The organism is Bacillus sp. FJAT-27001, assembly GCF_019039175.1.
Lineage (GTDB): Bacteria > Bacillota > Bacilli > Bacillales > Bacillaceae > Bacillus > Bacillus velezensis.
The window spans coordinates 974,351-991,894 of record NZ_JAHOAA010000002.1; the positions used below are offsets into that span (position 1 = coordinate 974,351).

At 44.8% G+C, this 17,544-nt stretch carries 21 protein-coding genes; 11 read left to right on the forward strand and 10 right to left on the reverse strand.

Annotation, left to right across the window (positions count from 1 at the left end; genetic code table 11):
* Positions 1-40 precede the first annotated feature (40 nt).
* Positions 41-742 carry a class I SAM-dependent methyltransferase gene (locus tag BGM27_RS09900; RefSeq protein ID WP_007407947.1) on the reverse strand — a complete coding sequence of 234 codons (702 nt, stop codon included), beginning with the start codon at positions 740-742 and terminating at the stop codon, positions 41-43.
* Between the two features lie 146 nt (positions 743-888).
* Between BGM27_RS09900 and ctpA the strand changes: the two genes are divergently transcribed.
* A complete protein-coding gene (gene ctpA / locus BGM27_RS09905) occupies positions 889-2,292 on the forward strand; it encodes a carboxy-terminal processing protease CtpA (RefSeq protein ID WP_007407948.1) in 1,404 nt (467 codons plus the stop codon).
* 60 nt (positions 2,293-2,352) lie between these two features.
* Here ctpA and BGM27_RS09910 read toward each other — a convergent pair whose 3' ends face one another.
* A complete protein-coding gene (locus tag BGM27_RS09910; protein WP_007407949.1) occupies positions 2,353-3,078 on the reverse strand; it encodes a GntR family transcriptional regulator in 726 nt (241 codons plus the stop codon).
* Between the two features lie 249 nt (positions 3,079-3,327).
* Here BGM27_RS09910 and bglA point away from each other — a divergent pair, with 249 nt between their 5' ends.
* Together bglA and BGM27_RS09920 are read left to right on the forward strand one after the other, a co-directional pair.
* Positions 3,328-4,770: a 6-phospho-beta-glucosidase BglA gene (bglA, locus tag BGM27_RS09915; RefSeq protein ID WP_007407950.1), complete on the forward strand. Its 1,443-nt coding sequence runs from the start codon at positions 3,328-3,330 to the stop codon at positions 4,768-4,770.
* Positions 4,771-4,917: 147 nt separating this feature from the next.
* Positions 4,918-6,396 carry a glycoside hydrolase family 30 protein gene (locus BGM27_RS09920; protein WP_007407952.1) on the forward strand — a complete coding sequence of 493 codons (1,479 nt, stop codon included), beginning with the start codon at positions 4,918-4,920 and terminating at the stop codon, positions 6,394-6,396.
* Positions 6,397-6,430: 34 nt separating this feature from the next.
* Here BGM27_RS09920 and BGM27_RS09925 read toward each other — a convergent pair whose 3' ends face one another.
* Entirely contained in the window at positions 6,431-7,921 is a 1,491-nt protein-coding gene (locus tag BGM27_RS09925) for a sodium:solute symporter family protein (RefSeq protein ID WP_007407953.1), read from the reverse strand.
* On the reverse strand, positions 7,921-8,121 hold the full coding sequence (locus BGM27_RS09930) for a DUF3311 domain-containing protein (RefSeq protein ID WP_003153716.1): 201 nt from the start codon (positions 8,119-8,121) through the stop codon (positions 7,921-7,923). The genes BGM27_RS09925 and BGM27_RS09930 overlap by 1 nt, the downstream gene beginning before the upstream one ends.
* A 185-nt stretch (positions 8,122-8,306) precedes the next feature.
* On the opposite strand from BGM27_RS09930, the gene BGM27_RS09935 reads away from it, so the two are divergent.
* Positions 8,307-9,230, forward strand: a complete 924-nt coding sequence (locus BGM27_RS09935; RefSeq protein WP_020954040.1) for a ring-cleaving dioxygenase — start codon at positions 8,307-8,309, stop codon at positions 9,228-9,230.
* A 2-nt stretch (positions 9,231-9,232) separates the two neighbouring features.
* Complete coding sequence (locus tag BGM27_RS09940; RefSeq protein ID WP_032865122.1) at positions 9,233-9,835, forward strand: alpha/beta hydrolase; 603 nt, start codon at positions 9,233-9,235, stop codon at positions 9,833-9,835.
* A 43-nt stretch (positions 9,836-9,878) separates the two neighbouring features.
* Here the strand turns inward: BGM27_RS09940 and BGM27_RS09945 are convergent, their stop codons facing one another.
* Complete coding sequence (locus tag BGM27_RS09945; RefSeq protein ID WP_003153727.1) at positions 9,879-10,487, reverse strand: nitroreductase family protein; 609 nt, start codon at positions 10,485-10,487, stop codon at positions 9,879-9,881.
* A gap of 129 nt (positions 10,488-10,616) precedes the next feature.
* On the opposite strand from BGM27_RS09945, the gene yodB reads away from it, so the two are divergent.
* Entirely contained in the window at positions 10,617-10,958 is a 342-nt protein-coding gene (gene yodB / locus BGM27_RS09950; protein ID WP_012117759.1) for a transcriptional regulator YodB, read from the forward strand.
* A gap of 39 nt (positions 10,959-10,997) precedes the next feature.
* On the opposite strand, the gene BGM27_RS09955 is transcribed toward yodB, so the two are convergent.
* Together BGM27_RS09955 and BGM27_RS09960 are read right to left on the reverse strand one after the other, a co-directional pair.
* On the reverse strand, positions 10,998-11,366 hold the full coding sequence (locus BGM27_RS09955) for a hypothetical protein (protein ID WP_020954038.1): 369 nt from the start codon (positions 11,364-11,366) through the stop codon (positions 10,998-11,000).
* Positions 11,367-11,418: 52 nt separating this feature from the next.
* Positions 11,419-11,808 carry a tautomerase family protein gene (locus BGM27_RS09960; RefSeq protein ID WP_007407958.1) on the reverse strand — a complete coding sequence of 130 codons (390 nt, stop codon included), beginning with the start codon at positions 11,806-11,808 and terminating at the stop codon, positions 11,419-11,421.
* A gap of 202 nt (positions 11,809-12,010) precedes the next feature.
* Between BGM27_RS09960 and BGM27_RS09965 the strand changes: the two genes are divergently transcribed.
* Positions 12,011-12,250, forward strand: coding sequence for a hypothetical protein (locus BGM27_RS09965; RefSeq protein ID WP_003153736.1), 240 nt, complete (start codon positions 12,011-12,013; stop codon positions 12,248-12,250).
* Positions 12,251-12,284: 34 nt separating this feature from the next.
* Here BGM27_RS09965 and BGM27_RS09970 read toward each other — a convergent pair whose 3' ends face one another.
* Entirely contained in the window at positions 12,285-12,749 is a 465-nt protein-coding gene (locus tag BGM27_RS09970) for a hypothetical protein (RefSeq protein WP_003153738.1), read from the reverse strand.
* A 97-nt stretch (positions 12,750-12,846) separates the two neighbouring features.
* Here BGM27_RS09970 and rarD point away from each other — a divergent pair, with 97 nt between their 5' ends.
* The 4 genes from rarD to bshB2 all read left to right on the forward strand — a co-directional run bounded on the left by rarD (position 12,847) and on the right by bshB2 (position 15,119).
* The gene (gene rarD, locus BGM27_RS09975) at positions 12,847-13,743 is read left to right on the forward strand and encodes an EamA family transporter RarD (RefSeq protein WP_007407959.1); all 897 of its coding nucleotides are present in this window, start codon (positions 12,847-12,849) and stop codon (positions 13,741-13,743) included.
* 67 nt (positions 13,744-13,810) lie between these two features.
* Positions 13,811-14,089, forward strand: coding sequence for a hypothetical protein (locus tag BGM27_RS09980; RefSeq protein WP_003153742.1), 279 nt, complete (start codon positions 13,811-13,813; stop codon positions 14,087-14,089).
* Complete coding sequence (locus tag BGM27_RS09985; RefSeq protein WP_007407960.1) at positions 14,086-14,436, forward strand: YojF family protein; 351 nt, start codon at positions 14,086-14,088, stop codon at positions 14,434-14,436. The genes BGM27_RS09980 and BGM27_RS09985 overlap by 4 nt, the downstream gene beginning before the upstream one ends.
* Positions 14,437-14,453: 17 nt before the next feature.
* The gene (gene bshB2 / locus BGM27_RS09990; protein WP_007407961.1) at positions 14,454-15,119 is read left to right on the forward strand and encodes a bacillithiol biosynthesis deacetylase BshB2; all 666 of its coding nucleotides are present in this window, start codon (positions 14,454-14,456) and stop codon (positions 15,117-15,119) included.
* A 27-nt stretch (positions 15,120-15,146) separates the two neighbouring features.
* On the opposite strand, the gene BGM27_RS09995 is transcribed toward bshB2, so the two are convergent.
* Positions 15,147-15,995, reverse strand: coding sequence for an STAS domain-containing protein (locus tag BGM27_RS09995; protein ID WP_007407962.1), 849 nt, complete (start codon positions 15,993-15,995; stop codon positions 15,147-15,149).
* 13 nt (positions 15,996-16,008) lie between these two features.
* Positions 16,009-17,370: an MATE family efflux transporter gene (locus BGM27_RS10000; RefSeq protein ID WP_007407963.1), complete on the reverse strand. Its 1,362-nt coding sequence runs from the start codon at positions 17,368-17,370 to the stop codon at positions 16,009-16,011.
* Positions 17,371-17,544: the final 174 nt, after the last annotated feature.

Consider the following 17,544-nt stretch of genomic DNA (forward strand, 5'->3'; position numbering starts at 1 on the left):
GGTAAAAAGGTTGGACGAAAACAGGAGGACAATCGCCGTTTTACTTGTAAGCGACAAAAGCGCAGTGTCCCATATATTCACGGTACGTCTGCATAAGCTCGTAATGAGCCGTCAGCGTATCGTAGTGAACCGGCTGAATAACGGGCGATAAATCCATTTCTGTAGTCGGCTCCTGCGCATTGTTTTCATAGACAGCAGGAATGAAATCCGCTTTCTGAAAGCCTTGCTGAAGCAATCTCTGTTTCCATGCCGTTTCATCCTGCAATACGGTAAAACCGTAGAAGTCTTTTATCTGCGTGATGGCGTTTTCCGGCATGGGCTTTTGTAAAGCAGCTTCAATGCCGATCAGCATACCCCCGGGTTTAAGGACCCGCAGGATTTCAGACAGCGATGAATCAAGATTTGAAAAGGTGAGAACTGATTCGGAAAGAACGGCGGAAAATTGATTTTCAGCAAACGGAAGCCGCTCAAGCTCCGCCAAATAGCCCGGAATGGTTAAGCCTTCAGCGGCAAATCGTTTTGCTGCTTTTTCAAGCATAAGGGGATCCTTATCAACACAGGTGACGGGGTACAGCAGGTGGCCGAGATAAGCGGCCGTCTGTCCCGTTCCGCAGCCGGCGTCAAGAATCGGTTCGCCAGGAGGGGGAGCCGCTTTTGTGAGAACGGCTTTGGAAAAAGCGAGCCCGCCGGGGTGAGCCCCTCCGACTCCGAATAAGGACAGCATTTCTAAATATTTGCTCAAAGGCCGAATCCTCCTTTTTTCCTCAGCATATGTTGAGAGAAAAGCATAGGTTTGGGTAAACGGGAAAGAAGGGCGCCTCACGTTTGAAGTTGACGAATGAGCGTTCGTCTATGATAATAATGTAAGAATAAAAAGGTGGTGTTTTCTTGAAGCGGCAATTTAAACTGTTTTTTATTATATTGATCACCGCGGTCGCAGCCTCGGCGCTTACGTTGTTTATCACGGGCAATACGACCATTTTCGGACAAGGCTCGGCTGCTTTGACGAACAGCAAATTTGAGAAATTCAATAAAGCCTACGAACAGATTAAAAGTGATTACTATCAAAAAACAGATGACAGCAAATTAGTAGACGGAGCGATAAAAGGCATGATCAGTTCCCTGGATGATCCATATTCTTCTTATATGGACCCGCAGGAAGGAAAGTCTTTTGAAGAAACAATTTCCGCTTCGTTTGAAGGCATCGGCGCACAAGTGGAAGAAAAGGACGGCAGCATCCTGATCGTATCGCCGATTAAAGGGTCACCCGCGGAAAAAGCGGGGGTTAAACCGAATGACCAGATCTTGAAGGTCAACGGCAAAAGCGTTAAAGGCCTTAATGTAAACGAAGCCGTCGCATTAATCCGCGGCAAAAAGGGAACAAACGTCAAGCTCGTGCTGCACAGAGCGGGTGTCGGCGATCTGAACCTGTCGATCAAACGTGACACCATTCCGGTTGAGACGGTGTACTCTGAAATGAAAAAAGGAGACATCGGCGAAATCCAAATCACATCCTTCTCCGAATCGACGGCAAAAGAGCTGAATTCAGCCATTGACAGCCTCGAAAAACAAGGAGCGAAAGGATACATTCTCGATTTAAGGGGCAACCCGGGCGGACTGATGGATGAAGCCATCAAAATGAGCAACATGTTTATCGATAAAGGGAAAAATATCATGCAGGTCGAATACAAAGACGGCACGAAAGAGGTCATGAAAGCGACGAAAGAGCGCAAAGTGACAAAACCGACAGTCGTCCTCGTCAATGACGGCACCGCGAGCGCCGCGGAAATCATGTCGGCTGCGCTGCATGAATCATCGGGCATTCCGCTGATCGGCGAGAAAACGTTCGGAAAAGGAACCGTGCAGACGGCAAAAGATTACAGCGACGGTTCTACCGTTAAACTGACAATCGCTAAATGGCTGACAGCGGACGGAGAGTGGATTCATAAAAAAGGCATCAAACCGCAATATCAGGTTAAGCTTCCTGAATATGCGAGCCTGCCGTATTTAGATGCGAAAAAAACATACAAATACGGGGATTCCGGAACCACCGTCACCAATGCGCAAAAAATGCTGAAAGCGCTGGGGTACAGCGTGAAAGTAAACGGCACGTATGATAAAGCATTTGAACAAGCAGTTAAACAATTCCAAGCAAAAGAGAAACTGAAACAAACAGGCATTATAACGGGAGACACAACGGCAAAATTGATGACGGATCTGCAAAAACAGCTTGCGGACAACGATACACAAATGAAAAAAGCCGTTGAAACATTAAATAAGAATATGAAATAGTAAAAAACACCCGATGCGCCGCTCGCGCATTGGGTGTTTTTTGTTTGCGAAAAGCCCGTCTTATGTCGTTTCCTGTTCAAAAAGGTGGCTGTTCGCCTGAATGAAAAACTGTGATTGCTCATAGTGATAGGTGACTTTTGAGAAGTCAAACGGCTGGCCGTTGGTTAAATGAAAAATCGTTTCAACGCATAGCTTAGGCGCTCCTGTAAACAGACCTAAGTACTCCGCTTCTTCCTCATTTAACATCCCCGCGTACAGATATAAATCTGAAAAACCGCGCTTTAACCCGAGACCTTCTCGAATATAATCAAATATTGATTCTGCCACGATCTCTTTATTCAAATACGTAATAATCGATTTGTTGTAAAATGACTCTTCGATACACAATGTCAGCCCGTCAATATATCGGATTCGCTTGACATAATACACGTCGCCGTCAGGCGGCATATTCAGATTTTGGGCAGCCTCAGGCGTGGGTTTTCTCACTTCCAGCGCTAATAATTTGGAAGTGACATTAAAATCTTCAAGTGATTCTTTAAATCCCTGATTAGAAAGCAGACTGATATACCCTTTTCTTTTATTCCGTCTGACAAAAATGCCGCTTCCCCTCACTTGAAACACAATCCCCTTTTTTTCTAATAAATCTAAGGACTTGGTGATCGTGCTTTTGCTCACGTTAAACCGGCTCATTAAGGTTTGCAGCACAGGCAGTTTATCCCCTTGCTGCAGCTGATGTTCTTCTATGTATTTTTCAATATCTATCGCGATTTGCTGGTATTTTAACATATACATTCCTCATTCATTTATTGTCCCGCTTCTTTCAGAATTATAGCATAATCGTTTTTAAAAGCCATTTCGTAAATTAACTATAATTGTTTATGTATTGATAAATTATACCGGTACAATTATAATGAAAACGTATAATATGAAAATAAAGGCAGGCATTCTTCTGCACTTGCGAAGCGGATGCTTGAAGCGGCTGCAGTGCATTTATTCGGCATGCAAGCGGCAGTCAAATAAAGGAGGATATAAACGATGGGGACATTGCCAAAAGATTTTTTATGGGGAGGCGCTCTGGCCGCCCACCAATTTGAAGGGGGATGGAATAAAGGCGGCAAGGGACCGAGTGTAGTGGACGTCATGACGGCAGGCGCGCATGGTGTGCCCCGGAAAATAACAGATACAATTGAAGAGCGGGAATTTTATCCGAATCATGAAGCGATCGATTTTTATCATCGTTATAAAGAGGACATCGCATTATTCAGCGAGCTGGGTCTGAAATGTTTAAGAACGTCCATCGGCTGGAGCAGAATTTTTCCTAAAGGTGATGAAGCCGAGCCCAATGAGGAAGGATTGGCTTTTTACGACCGGGTGTTTGATGAATTGCTGAAACATGGGATTGAACCGGTAATCACGTTGTCACATTTTGAGATGCCGCTGCATTTGGCGAGAGAATACGGCGGTTTCAGAAACAGAAAAACAGTCGGATTTTTTGTAAAATTCGCTGAAGTGTGTTTTGAACGCTATAAACATAAGGTGAAGTATTGGATGACGTTTAACGAAATCAATAATAAGATGGATGTGAATAATCCGATCTTTTTATGGACGAACTCGGGCGTCGCCGTCAAAGAAAACGAAAACGCAAAAGAAGTCATGTATCAGGCCGGCCATCACGAACTGCTGGCAAGCGCATTGGCTGTTTCGAAGGGAAGAGACATCAATCCCGAGTTCAGGATCGGCGCGATGGTATCACATGTTCCGATTTACCCGTACTCATCTCACCCCGATGATGTGATGCTGGCTGAAGAAACGATGAGACAGCGTTTTTTCTTCCCGGACGTGCAGGTTCGCGGATATTATCCAAGCTATGCGTTAAAAGAATTTGAAAGAGAAGGTTATCAGATACACTTTGAAGACGGTGATGAAGAGATTTTGAAAAACGGCCGAGTGGACTACCTCGGATTCAGCTATTACATGTCTACAACCGTAAAAAGTGATGTATCAAACGATAATACCGGGGATGTCGTAAACGGAGGATTGCCAAACAGCGTGGAAAATCCTTATATTACAGCGAGTGATTGGGGCTGGGCGATTGACCCGACCGGTTTACGGTACACATTAAACCGCTTATACGACCGCTACCAGATTCCATTATTTATCGTGGAAAACGGATTCGGCGCCATCGACACATTAGAAGAGGACGGTTCAATTCATGACACTTCAAGAATTGAATATTTATCGTCACATATAAATGCTTTGAAAAAAGCAATCACATATGATGGTGTGGATGTAATGGGCTATACACCATGGGGAATTATTGATATCGTGTCATTTACAACCGGAGAAATGAAAAAACGCTACGGCATGATTTATGTTGATCGGGATAATGAAGGCAACGGTTCAATGAGGCGGCTTAAGAAAGACTCATTTGAATGGTATAAAAAAGTGATTGAAACAAACGGTTCATATGTATCCTAAAGGTGTAAAAAGGGAAGGCTTCACCGTTGTGTGAAGCCGGCTTTTTATTAGTAATTTTGAAAGCGTATTCATTCAAGTGGGAAGGAGGTGAGTGTCCGGCTTTTCATTTAGAATCGCTTATAAAAATAAGGAAAGGGATGGTGGTTCATGTTTTTTAAAAAAGGTCTGCACATGACGCTGGTTTTTCTTATGTTTTTCTTTTTCATATCAAGCAGCATGGAAACCGAAGTGTATGCGGCTGATCGGAAGGCTTCAGACAAAAACAAAGTAAGGGTGTGGTTCAGTTCTGAAAAAGATCCGGCTTCCCGTACGTGGTATGACGGGCCGCTAGAAGTGAAATACGCCTTAGACGAACAAACACCGCTTACATTGACAAAAAAGAAGGCTTCTGACTCCTCCACTGTGTATATTGATCCGTCGCGCCGCTATCAAAGTGTGTTAGGCGTAGGATCGTCCCTGGAAGAATCCACAATCCATAATTTATCAAAAATGACACCCGCAAAAAGAAAAGAAGTGCTGAAAAAACTGGTTGATCCCAAAGATGGTATCGGAATGGACGTTATGCGCATAACGATCGGGACATCTGATTTTACGGCACAGGAGTTTTATACGTATGACGATATGCCTGAAGGCCAAACAGATCCTAAGCTCCGTCATTTCTCGATCCAAAAGGATATTGATTTACACATTACAGCAACCATCAAGGAAGCGCTGGCGATAAATCCGGAACTGAAAATCATTGCCTCACCGTGGAGCCCGCCGGCTTGGATGAAAACGAATGAAAACCTCAAGCGGGGAAAGCTGAAAGATAAATATATCGGCACACTGGCCGTTTACTTCCGCAAATTTATTGAGGCGTACGAAAAGCAAGGAATTCCGATTTATGCGCTGACCCTTCAAAATGAACCTTTGCTGGAAATCGACTATCCGAGCATGTATATGCCGCCGTCTCAGCAGCGTAAACTGGCACTGGCCTTAAAAAAAGAAATGAAACAACACGTAATTGACACGAAAATTTGGATTTATGATCACAATGCGAGCGGGGCGTGGAACTATATTCCGCCGATTTTAGATGATAAAAAAGGAAACCGGGCGGCAGACGGCATCGCTTTTCACGATTATGACGGTGACCTTTCCGTCATGTCGGAAATCGGAAAGAGATATCCTGATAAATCTATTCACTTAACGGAGCGGTCTGTCTGGGGGACGGCAGGGGCGGACCGGATCGCGCAGTATTTCCGCAATGGCGCGTCGAGCTACAATGCGTGGGTGACGATGCTCGACAGTCAAATCAAGACGCATCATTGGATAGGCACCCCAGACCCGACGCTGTTTATTCAGGATGCTAAAAACCCTGACCGCTATTGGAATATCCCGATCTTTCATATGACAGGCAACTTTTCAAAATTTATCGACCGGGGAGCAAAGCGGATAGAAAGTAATTACGGCTCCAAAAACACAGTCTCGAATGTATCGTTCCTTAATCCTGATCAATCCATTGTGACAGTCGTAATCAACCAGACATCTTCAGAACAAAAATTCCATGTCGTTTCAGAAAATCGGCAGTTTGAAGCCGTCATCCCGGCTAAAACCGTGGCTACCTACAAATGGAAGCGAAAAAAGTAAAAAACCGGCACATTTACGTGCCGGCTTCTTTCTGTTAAGCGCCTTTTTGGTTCAGTTTATCAGAAGGCGCTTTATTGAATAAACCGTCTTTGACGGCGTTTGAAGCCGCTTTTTTTACAAAAAACGGGTTAAGGATAATAACGGCTGCCATGTTAGCGGTCAAACCCCAAAACCCTTCATATATACCGTGGGCGGATTGGGTGATATTTACCGTGAATGTCACGATAAGACCGACGAGAAGACCGATAATTGTCGCTTCTTTCGTTTGATTCTTCCAAAACAGACTGACGGCGATAGCCGGAAAGATCTGAACCATGCCGGAAACACCGAGAAGCTGAAGGGTAACGAGCGCAGTCGGGAACAGCATACCGAATAAAAGCGCGAGCCCGATGACGACAAATACCATTGAACGGGTGATCATCGTCAGTTTGCTTGGTGACACATTCGGGTGAATCAAATCCCGATATAAGTTATTCGCAAATAAGTTTGATGCTCCGATGGCCATGATAGAGCAGGGAATCAATGACGCAAGGGCAATCGTGGAGTAAGCAAAGCCCTGTGCGACTCCGCCGTAAGACGTTTGAATCAGCTTCAATAAAGCAAGCCGCGGATTGGTATCTTCCGGCAGGACAAGAAACGCGATAAAGCCGAGAAAAATAACAAGAATCAAAACAATATTATAAAGCGGCAGAAACATGCTGTTTTTGCGGACGGCATCTGCGCTTTTTGCCGTAAATACGCCGGTTGCCGCATGCGCCCACATAAAGAGCGCCAGCGCAGATACGATGGAAGCTGTGATAAACCAAGGAATTCCTTTCGGCCCCGAGTCCGGAATCGTCAGCATTTGCGGCGCTTTTTCAGCCAAAGTGTGAATCATCGGCGTCCAGCCGTGAAAATGGATCAGCGGGAGTGACACGACCATAAACAGCATAATCACCCACACGAGAATGTCTTTAATAATCGCCGTAAACGTCGGCCCTTTAATTCCGCTGAAAAAAGTATAAAGCGCTACAAGAATAAAAGAGATGATGACGACCATATTGACATTAATGACACCCGTTCCGGCCACCTGAAGCGTATCTTGAATTCCGCTCAGCTGGAGACAAATATAAGGAATGAGCATAAGAACGCCGACAATGGCGACAAGACTGGCCAAAAGTTTACTGTCAAAACGCTCACGGGCATAATCGGCAAGCGTCGTTAATTTGTGTATTTTTGCCACTTTCCACAACTTTGGCAGAAAGAAATAAGCGATAAAATACGCCAAAACAGAATACGGGATTGCAAAAAAAGCAACGCTTCCCCCTGTGTAGGCTGTGCTTGTTAAGCCTAAAAACGTATAAGCCGTATAGAGATCCGCGCCGACTAAAAACCAGACGAGGAGCCCCCCGAACCGTCTGCCGCCGACAGACCATTCCTCAACAGAAGTGCGTGATGATTTGTCTCTCCCGGCTATAAAGCCGATACAGACAACGGTTAAAACGATGACGGCTGTAATGATCAATGCTGTTATATTTGCGGGCATCAGTCCAGTCCTCCTTGTTTCTTCTGCAGCCTATAAATAAGAAACGAACATAATGGAGTGACTGCGATCCATAAAAGCAGCCAGAAATGAAAAAAAGGCAGCCCGATAATGATCGGATGAACCCGATTAGCGACTGACAGCAGGGCCAGCTGGCTGAAAGGGATTAAGATGAGAACGAAAATTAGTGCTTTTCTGACCATTTACTTTCCTCCTGAAACTTGATAATGCTCCTTATCATAGCAGGTGTCAGATAAGATCACAAGATATTTTTCAGAAAAAAAAGAATTCTATTACTTTTTTAACTGAAACACTTTAGTTGCATCTTCATTCATATTAAATTAGAATAGTTAATATCTCGAAATCAAGATATTTAGGAGTGAATGCATTGAATACACAAGGATTGCACCATGTTACCGCATTTGCAAAAGATCCTGCTGAAAATCTTCGGTTTTATACTGAAGTGCTGGGTTTGCGGCTCGTTAAAAAAACCGTTAATTTTGACGACCCGGCCACTTATCACTTTTATTTCGGCAACCAAAACGGAGAGCCGGGTACGATCATTACATTTTTTCCTTTTCAGGGAAGCCGCCCGGGAACCGTGGGAAAAGGGCAGGCCGGAAGAATTTATTTCTCCGTGCCGAAAGGAGCACTCGGGTTTTGGAAGCGCCGGCTTGAAGAAAACGGCTTGTCTGTAAAAGAACAGATCATGCTGTCTGAACAAGTGCTTCTCTTTAATGATACAGAAGACCTGCCGCTTGCCATAATGGAAGATGAAAGAAGCGGACAGAGTGAATGGACTCCTGCGGGCATTACTGAAAAAGAAGCGATCACAGGCATGAGAGGTGTTCTTCTGTACTCGTACCGTCCTGAAGCAACCATTCAATTTCTCATAGAACGCTTCGGTTATTCAAAGACAGGAGAAGAACATCAGATTGTCAGGCTGCAATCGGAGGCGCGGATCGGACATATTATAGATGTTGATCTCGCGCCGAAAGAAGCAGGTGTCGGCGGTTACGGGACGGTTCATCATGTCGCTTTCCGCACTAGCAAAAAAGAGCAGGCGGAGTGGAAGGGTATTCTTGCTGATTCTCATCTTGCTTCATCTGACATTCTTGACAGGTCTTACTTTACATCAATCTATTTCAGGGAAAGCGGCGGCATTTTATTTGAAATGGCAACCGATGAACCGGGCTTTATGACGGATGAATCCTTTGAAAATCTCGGAACAGAGCTGAAGCTTCCGGAATGGCTGGAAGAGCATCGCAGCCAGATTACAGCTGTTTTGCCCAAAATGGAGAAAGGAGAATGATGATGAAACATGTGTTTGAACAGGGAACGTCAGAAAATGTTCTGCTGCTTTTGCACGGAACGGGAGGAAATGAACATGATCTTCTGTCGCTCGGACGTTTTATCGATCCGAAAGCAAGTCTGCTCGGGGTCAGAGGATCAGTGTCGGAAAACGGCATGCCCCGTTTTTTTAAGCGGCTGAAAGAAGGCGTATTTGACGAGAAAGATTTAATTGAACGGACGGAAGAATTAAAGAATTTTATTGATGAAGCGGCGCAAATGTACGGATTCAGCAGAGAAAACGTGATTGCTGCCGGCTATTCAAACGGCGCCAATATTGCAGCAAGTCTTTTGTTTCATTATAAAGATGTACTGAAAGGAGCTGTTCTGCATCATCCGATGGTGCCGATACGCGGAGTGAAGCTGCCTGATATGGAAGGGCTGCCTGTGTTTATCGGTGCGGGAAAACGCGATCCCCTATGTACAAAAGAAGAATCGGAGGAGCTTTATCAGTATCTGACAGCTGCTCATGCATCCGTTTCTCTTGTTTGGCAGGAGGGCGGTCATCAGCTCACACAGCAGGAAGCAGAGCAGGCAAGAACCTGGTACAGTGAGCGATTCCTATAAAAAACCCTTAGTCTGCTTAAGCGGACTAAGGGTTTCTTTCATCTTACAGCCAAGTTGACACTTTAGATACAGGCAGCCGGTTGCTTTTATGCGCCGGCTTAACGGCTTTACCGATTGAAATCAGCATGACGGGCACGAAACGCTCGCTCACGTCGAATTCCTTAACGAATTGCTCTTTATTGAATCCGCCGATCGCGCAAGTGTCGTAGCCTTTTGCTTTAGCGGCAAGCATCAGCTGCATCGCTGCTAAAGAAGCGTTTAAAAATGCTGAATCACGGGCAAACTGATCATTTTGGTATGCACCGTTAATCTGGCCTAAAAGCGTTTGTTTAATCTCTTCTGTGATATTGCCTTGCTCAGCCAGTTCAGCATAAACGTCTTCACCATTTTCATTTGCTTTTAAATCGCCTAATACGGCAATAACTGCTGATGAATCAATAATCTGTTTTTGATTAAAAGCAACCGGAAGCAGGGCAGCTTTTGCTTCATCACTGTGAAAGACTTGAAAATGCCAATGCTGAAGGTTCCAGGCGGAAGGCGCTTGCGTTGTGATTTCAAGGAGTTCTGTTAATTCCTCTTTTGTAATGACCGCGTCTTTATCGTATTCTTTAACAGATGCGCGTTCCTTTAAAACGTCTAATACGGATGTCATCATGTTTCCTCCTTCGGATAAACGTGTTATCATAATAGAAAAGTTAGAAGCTTACTAAATGTAACTCGAAAACTAATTTTAATGGATCACAAAAAACTTGTCAATTCATAGATGAAGGGATGAACTCACGTGGGATATACAATGTGTCCTAAAATGGAATCCGCTTTTTCTCTTTTGGGAAAGCGCTGGAACGGCCTCATTATCCATGTACTGATGGACGGGCCGAAACGATTTAAAGATATGACCGAAACGATACCGACAATCAGCCAAAAAATGCTCGCGGAGCGGCTCAAAGAGCTGGAACAAAATGAAATCGTCGAGCGTCAGGTGCTGCCTGAAACACCTGTCAAAGTCATTTATAAACTGACTGATAAAGGCTTGGCTCTGCAAGCCGTTTTTCAGGAAATGCAAAAATGGGCAGACAGTTTTTGCGAGCCCGGGGGTTCTGCCAACGACACATGTGATGAATAACAAAGGCTGCCCAAGGCAGCCTTTTCTTAATGATCATGTTTACTCTTCATAAAAACCATTAATATCAAAATTGTTCAGATTGAGGTTCAAGCCTTTTAATTGCTTTAATAAAGCATCGAATGTAAGGAAATGATCATTTTTACATTCCGCCGGGACATCATTTGGAGAAAATAGTTTCATTCCTCCCTCAATCCACTGTTTCCGGTATAACTGAAATGCCGCTTCAATTAAATGATCAGGCGTTACAATAAACCCTAAGCTTATTTCATGGTCCTCGCTGTAGCCGAATTCAAACCCGCAGCAGGGGCAAATATCAAATGTTTTTTGATATTCGCCGTTATAAACGGGACTTGTCTCTAATCCTTTAAATCCGCATATCAAACAAGGGTACAACTCACTAACCAACATACATCCCTCTTTTATTCAGTTTGCAATCATTCAGAACAAGCGGGGAGGCCTTTTACAGTTTCCCGGTTAAAAACTGAGCCTCACCAAGCCCGAAGCTCCAATCGGCGTTCCCGTTTTCTGTAATGGAAATCATGATGTCCTCGGGTGATATGCCGCATTCTGTTTTAAGCTGATCAGCCATCAGTTGATATAACGATTCTTTTTGATGTTCGGTGCGCGCTTTGCTGACAATGCTGATGATGACAAGATCTTTGCTTCTTTTGAAACCGAGCCCGGTATCTTCAATGATAAGCTCATGAGGCCGATGCTGGTGAACGATCTGATAACGGTCCGTTACAGGGACGTCAAAAGCTTTAACCATGGCGTAATGGGCGGTATCCAGTAATTTTTTTAATGCTGCGTCATCCCGGCCTTCAATAACGTCAAAACGAAGTAATGGCATATTTTATTCCCCCTGATGGTTTTTTATCATGTCGCAACTTGTAAAAAAGTATAACAGTTAATCAAAATGTAATCAAATTATAACCAAAATATTTATACATTAATGCAATATCACAGAGAGGCACATGTTGTTACAATCGCCCAATCAATTTCCTCATTTTATGAATACGCTTAAGAATAGGCAGACATAAAGGAGGAAAAACATGTACCCTCGTCATGCATTGTATCGCGGGAATTTCGGTCCTGCCGGATTTCCGGCGAGAAGTCCTTTTTTGTTCGGCGCTCCTTTATTCGGCGGATTTTTAGGCGGTCTTCTCGGAGGCGTGATTGCCACAGGCTTTACAAGACCCCGCTATCCGTACGGGTTCGCCGGTTACGGATACGGAGGCGTCCCATACGGCGGTTTCGGGCCGGGAGCCGGCGGTTATCCGCCATTTTATTAAAGAAAAAACGGCCTGCATCGCGCGGGCCGTTTTTTTATCTTAAAATCTCCACTTCCGATAGATTGTAGTCTTCCTGTTTTGAAAACATAACTTCAATCATCCCGTCTTTATAGACTGCTTTTGTTCCTTTCCGTTTGACGAGGCTCGGAAGGACGATTTCTTTTTTTCCTTCTCCCAGACTGCTGTTCTCTACAACGAGGCTGTGTGACGTATGCTTAATCCTGATACGGTCGAGTTCCTCTTGTTCGGCGGGAATTTTCGCAAAAACATGATCGGATGTTTCAAAAAGGTCAATTTCCGGCTTGGGCGGTTCCGCTTCGACCGGATCGGCCTTTTTGGACATTGGGTCGCGAAAAGGGAACTGTCCGGCATAACCGGCGCCGAATACGCTTTCCATCACTCGGTTGACATATGTCTCGACATCTTTCGGATCAGCATTTTTAAACGTTTCTTTAGAGAACTGATTTTGGAAGGGAAAATATCTGTTCCAATCAAACACGGCATCTCACCCTTTCTTAACGGACAACATAGTATATGCCCGCCGGAAGCTTCCCGTGATATAATATAATCTGTTTACAGAAAGGAAGGGGAAGGCCGTGCAAGGGAATAACGCAAGAAAAGGAATCATTTATACCGCTTGTTCTTTCGTCATGTGGGGGCTGTTTCCGGTCTATTGGAAACTTCTTGAACAAATACCCGCATTGGACATTTTAGCTCACCGGATTTTATGGTCATTTGTTTTCATGTGTGTGCTTTTAACTGTGCTTAAGAAGTGGAAAACCGGATGGCGTGAATTGCGTCTTTTGAAATCGGAAGGGGGCCTGCTGGCGCTTTTTTTCGCTTCCGTTTTAATTTCCGTTAATTGGTTTGTGTACATATGGGCCGTCAATCACGGCTTTTTGCTTGAAGCAAGTCTCGGGTACTACATTAATCCGCTCGTTTCCGTTCTTTTGGGCATCCTATTCTTAAAAGAAAAGCTTAACAAGATGCAAACAGCAGCCGTTTCTATTGCCGGGGCGGCCGTGATCATATCTGCGTTTCAATATGGCGCGGTTCCTTATATCGCATTGCTGCTTGCATTCAGCTTCGGCCTGTACGGCTTATGTAAAAAAAGAACCCGCATGTCCAGCACGATCGGACTGACGCTGGAGACGCTTTTGATTACCCCGGCTGCACTTATTTATTTAGGATATACAGCTGACGGGAGCACTTCCGGGTCCTTGGGGGCAGGAACATGGGCGCTCCTATTTTTCGCAGGCGTATTTACGGCCCTGCCGCTGTTGCTGTTTGCAGAGGGGGCAAAGCGTCTGCCGCTGTATCAAGTCGGCATTTTGCAATATATAGCGCCGACCATTACCCTTATGCTCGGCGTATTTGTGTATCATGAACCGTTTTCCGGGCAAAAAGCGTTTACCTTCATTTGTATATGGGCAGCATTGCTTTTGTTTACCTTTTCACAGATAAAATGGAAGCGGCCGATAAAAAGCCGCTAAGCCTTTCGCTTTCCAGCGATAGCTTAAATTATGTATAATCATTACGAGTATGTAAAGGAGCTGTACAATGGGCACTGATAAAGACATAGCAAAAGCCTATCAGGCACTGTGGAATAACCGCACTCTCCCGGCTTCAACTCTTGAAGAAGCGGAGAAGGCAATTGATCTTGAACTGCTTGATCAAAGAACACATCCGAGGCTCCGGAAGTCACCCGAGGAAAAGTTTGCTCTGGCGGTGCAGCGAATTGTAGATTCCCGGCTGCGGCCGATTGAGAAATATGAATTGGTTGAACTACATACGAAGCGTTTGCAATTTTTAAAAGAAGAAAGAGGGGAGCAGCTATGAAAGCGATCATAAAAGAAGATGTGCAAACTTCTTTAGAGCGATATGCCGATCGTCCTGTATATATCCATTTGGAAACAACGACCGGTTCTTATTCAGCGCATCTGAATGAGAAAAACATGACGGTTGTAGCCTATATACGCAATGCAAAAGTGACGTACCATCAGGCGAAAATCAAAGGAAACGGCCCGTACCGCGTCGGTTTGAAAACGGAAGAAGGCTGGATTTACGCAGAAGGTCTGACTGAATATACAGTAGATGACGAAAACCGCTTGTTAATGGCAGGGCATCTGCCGGGCGGAAAATTGGCGATTTCGCTTCAAATCAGCGAAAAGCCGTTTACAGTTTAAAGAAAAGGGTGAAAATCATGAAAGAACATGTACTCGTCATCCTGCCTCACCCTGATGATGAATCATACGGAGTGGCAGGGCTGATTGCTTTACACAGACAAAAAGATATTCCCGTTACGTATGCATGCGCAACGCTTGGCGAAATGGGGCGGAACATGGGAGACCCTTTTTTCGCGAACCGTGAAACACTGCCGCTGTTAAGAAAACAAGAGCTGATCGACGCATGCAAAGCAATGGACGTTACTGACCTGAGAATGCTCGGGCTTCGTGATAAAACACTTGAATTTGAAGATGACGAGTGGCTCGCTGATATGATGGAAGAGATTATCGACGATGTAAAACCGAGTCTGATTGTCACATTCTATCCGGAGCACGGCGTCCATCCGGATCATGATGCATGCGGCGAAGCGGTTATCAGAGCGCTTTACAGAAAGAAAAAAGAGGACCGCCCGCGCACGCTTTGCATGGCAATCACCCGCAACAGGGAGGAAGCCGTCGGCAAGCCTGATGTTATTCTTGATATTAAAGAGGTTGCCGATATTAAAATGAATGCCTTAAAAGCGCACCGCACCCAAACGGAAGGCATGCTGAGAGAGCTGGAAGAAAAAATAAAAAATAACGAGCCGGTTCTTCAGACATGGTTTGAAGAAGAAGTGTATTGGACATATCCATGGAAAGACTGATAAAAAAAGGGATAAGGCTGAAATGCCTTATCCCTTTTTTTGTGTCAGATCGGAAGCGATCGCTTCTGCAAGCGAAGACCTTATTGATAAATTTGAAAAACTCAGTCCCAGCTGCACTGCGGTTTGGGCGATTTCAGGACGGATTCCGGATAATGTCGCTTTCACGCCGAGCATTCCGAGTGATTCAATTAAGGTGAAAAGCTGTTGGGCAACCATAGTGTCAATCATGGCTACGCCCGATAAATCAATGTACAGCTGCGTGATGCGCTTCTCTGAACACTGGTGCAGCGTATTCTCCAAGATCATTTTTGCTCTTGCCGTGTCAATATCCCCGATCAGCGGCAGCAGTCCGACATTGTCAAAAAGCACAATTACCGGCGAGCTCAGCTCGGTAATCAATTCTTTTTGCGCTTCAAGCTGAATGTTTGTGTTTTTATACATTTCCTCTATGAAAATATGAATGACCACATCAAAAGATTTAATCAGCGTATGGAATATATCTTCGGCATCTTCTTCTGTCACGGTGTCTGAATGAAGTCTGGTAAACTGCTTGACATGGCCGACATACAAATCACGAACTCTGATAAACTCGCGAATAATATAATGGATGGGAGTTTTTAAATGTTCTTTATCCCGTGCGGCTTCAAACGCCCACTTTTCCAATGCCGCTGTATATACTTCCTTCTCTTCAGAAAAAATCCGATTGAGTTGATAATTAAACGCCAGATTTTGTTTTTTCAGATTTGTGAGTACAGCCGGGTCAGTAGAAGCATAAACAGAATCAGGATCCGTTTCATGAAGCGTATCAAACCATGTCTGACTGATGTCCTCCGCCCGTTCAGTTAAATAATCGTACAGCAGTTTATGTTTTGGCATTGCTGCTCCTCCTTTATAAAATCGTCATTTTTTTCACATAACGCTTTTGCAGCTTCATCAGTCTGAAGAATAAACCGACAGCTCCTGCGGCAAGTCCCGCAATTAAACCGATCCAGTAGCCGTATGCCCCGAGGCCCGTATAAGTGCCGACTGCGTAACCGACCGGAAGCCCGATAATCCAATACGACACAAAAGCCGCGCCGAGTGTATAATTGACATCCTTATATCCTCTCAGAGCGCCTTGTATCGGAGCTGCTACGGCATCAGAAAGCTGGAAAAACAGCGCATAGATTAAAAAGTGCTGCGTCAACATGAGCACCGCCGGATCTGATGTATACATTCCGGCGATTTGCGGTCTGAACAGCAAAATGAAAGCCGCCGTGCATAAAGAAAAACAAAGGGCCATCACAATGCCGATATAGCTGTATGACCGGGCATCCCTGTAGCGCTTTGCGCCTGCTTCAAATCCGACTAAAATGGTCATGGCCATGGATACGCTGAGCGGCAGCATATACAAGAGGGAAGCAAAATTCATTGCCGCTTGGTGGGCTGCAATCGTCACCGTCTGAAAATGGCTCATAAGCAGTGTGACAGCCGCAAAAATGCTCGTTTCAAAAAATACCGCAAAACCGATAGGCAATCCGATTTTCAAAAGCTTCCTGCATTCAGACGGAGAAAAACGGTACAGTTTCCGAAATACAGAGTACCCGGCAAACGGCTCAAATCTGCAGACGATAAAAAAGCTGATGGCGCAAATACACCAGTAAGTCAGGGCGGAAGCGAGCCCCGCCCCGACTCCTCCCAATGCCGGCATGTTGAATTTCCCGAAAATAAATACATAATTTAAAACAAAATTAATAGGCAATGAGCAAAGCGTAATAAGCATTGTGACTCGCGTTTTGCCGAGTGCGTCAATAAACGAGCGCAAAACGGTGTACACAAACAAAGGAAAAATACCGAGGGATAAAAATCCTAAAAAGTGTTTTGCGATCGTCCGGACACGAGGTTCCAGGCCCAAATGTCCCAAGATCATATCAACGGTGAAAAAGCCGATCAGGATAACCGCCGCACTGAGAACGGCCGCTACATAAACGGCCTGGATGACGGAAAACGGCACTTCCTTTTGTCTGCCGGCTCCAAACAGCTGCGAAACAACGGGCGTAACGGCCATTAATATTCCTGCAAGGCCCGTATAAACCGGCGTCCACAGGCTTGAACCAATTGCAACCCCGGCTAAATCGGCAGCGCTCACTTTCCCTGACATCACCGTATCCAAAAAGGTGATCAGGGAAAGGCCCGCCTGTGTGATTAAAATCGGAATGAAGATATGTAACAGCTGTCTGACCTTTTGGCCGATCGTGTTCGTTTCTCTCAAGTTAGGTTCCCCGTTTCTTTATTTTAACGAGAGAAATTATAACATTTTATGTATAAAAAGCAATGAAAGCCGGCCTACTCTTTTTTGTCCGGTTTCGGCTTTTTAAACATCTTGGCATAAATGAATGAAAGTGAAATGACCCCTAAAAAGGTGCAGATATATTGCATCAGCCGT

Bases quoted from the DNA above. Each gene is read 5' to 3' on its own strand.
- BGM27_RS09910 (WP_007407949.1), bottom strand. From the start codon at position 3,078: ATGTTAAAATACCAGCAAATCGCGATAGATATTGAAAAATACATAGAA.
- bglA (WP_007407950.1), top strand. From the start codon at position 3,328: ATGGGGACATTGCCAAAAGATTTTTTATGGGGAGGCGCTCTGGCCGCC.
- BGM27_RS09920 (WP_007407952.1), top strand. From the start codon at position 4,918: ATGTTTTTTAAAAAAGGTCTGCACATGACGCTGGTTTTTCTTATGTTT.
- BGM27_RS09925 (WP_007407953.1), bottom strand. From the start codon at position 7,921: ATGCCCGCAAATATAACAGCATTGATCATTACAGCCGTCATCGTTTTA.
- BGM27_RS09930 (WP_003153716.1), bottom strand. From the start codon at position 8,121: ATGGTCAGAAAAGCACTAATTTTCGTTCTCATCTTAATCCCTTTCAGC.
- BGM27_RS09940 (WP_032865122.1), top strand. From the start codon at position 9,233: ATGAAACATGTGTTTGAACAGGGAACGTCAGAAAATGTTCTGCTGCTT.
- BGM27_RS09945 (WP_003153727.1), bottom strand. From the start codon at position 10,487: ATGACATCCGTATTAGACGTTTTAAAGGAACGCGCATCTGTTAAAGAA.
- BGM27_RS09955 (WP_020954038.1), bottom strand. From the start codon at position 11,366: ATGTTGGTTAGTGAGTTGTACCCTTGTTTGATATGCGGATTTAAAGGA.
- BGM27_RS09960 (WP_007407958.1), bottom strand. From the start codon at position 11,808: ATGCCATTACTTCGTTTTGACGTTATTGAAGGCCGGGATGACGCAGCA.
- BGM27_RS09965 (WP_003153736.1), top strand. From the start codon at position 12,011: ATGTACCCTCGTCATGCATTGTATCGCGGGAATTTCGGTCCTGCCGGA.
- BGM27_RS09980 (WP_003153742.1), top strand. From the start codon at position 13,811: ATGGGCACTGATAAAGACATAGCAAAAGCCTATCAGGCACTGTGGAAT.
- BGM27_RS09985 (WP_007407960.1), top strand. From the start codon at position 14,086: ATGAAAGCGATCATAAAAGAAGATGTGCAAACTTCTTTAGAGCGATAT.
- bshB2 (WP_007407961.1), top strand. From the start codon at position 14,454: ATGAAAGAACATGTACTCGTCATCCTGCCTCACCCTGATGATGAATCA.
- BGM27_RS09995 (WP_007407962.1), bottom strand. From the start codon at position 15,995: ATGCCAAAACATAAACTGCTGTACGATTATTTAACTGAACGGGCGGAG.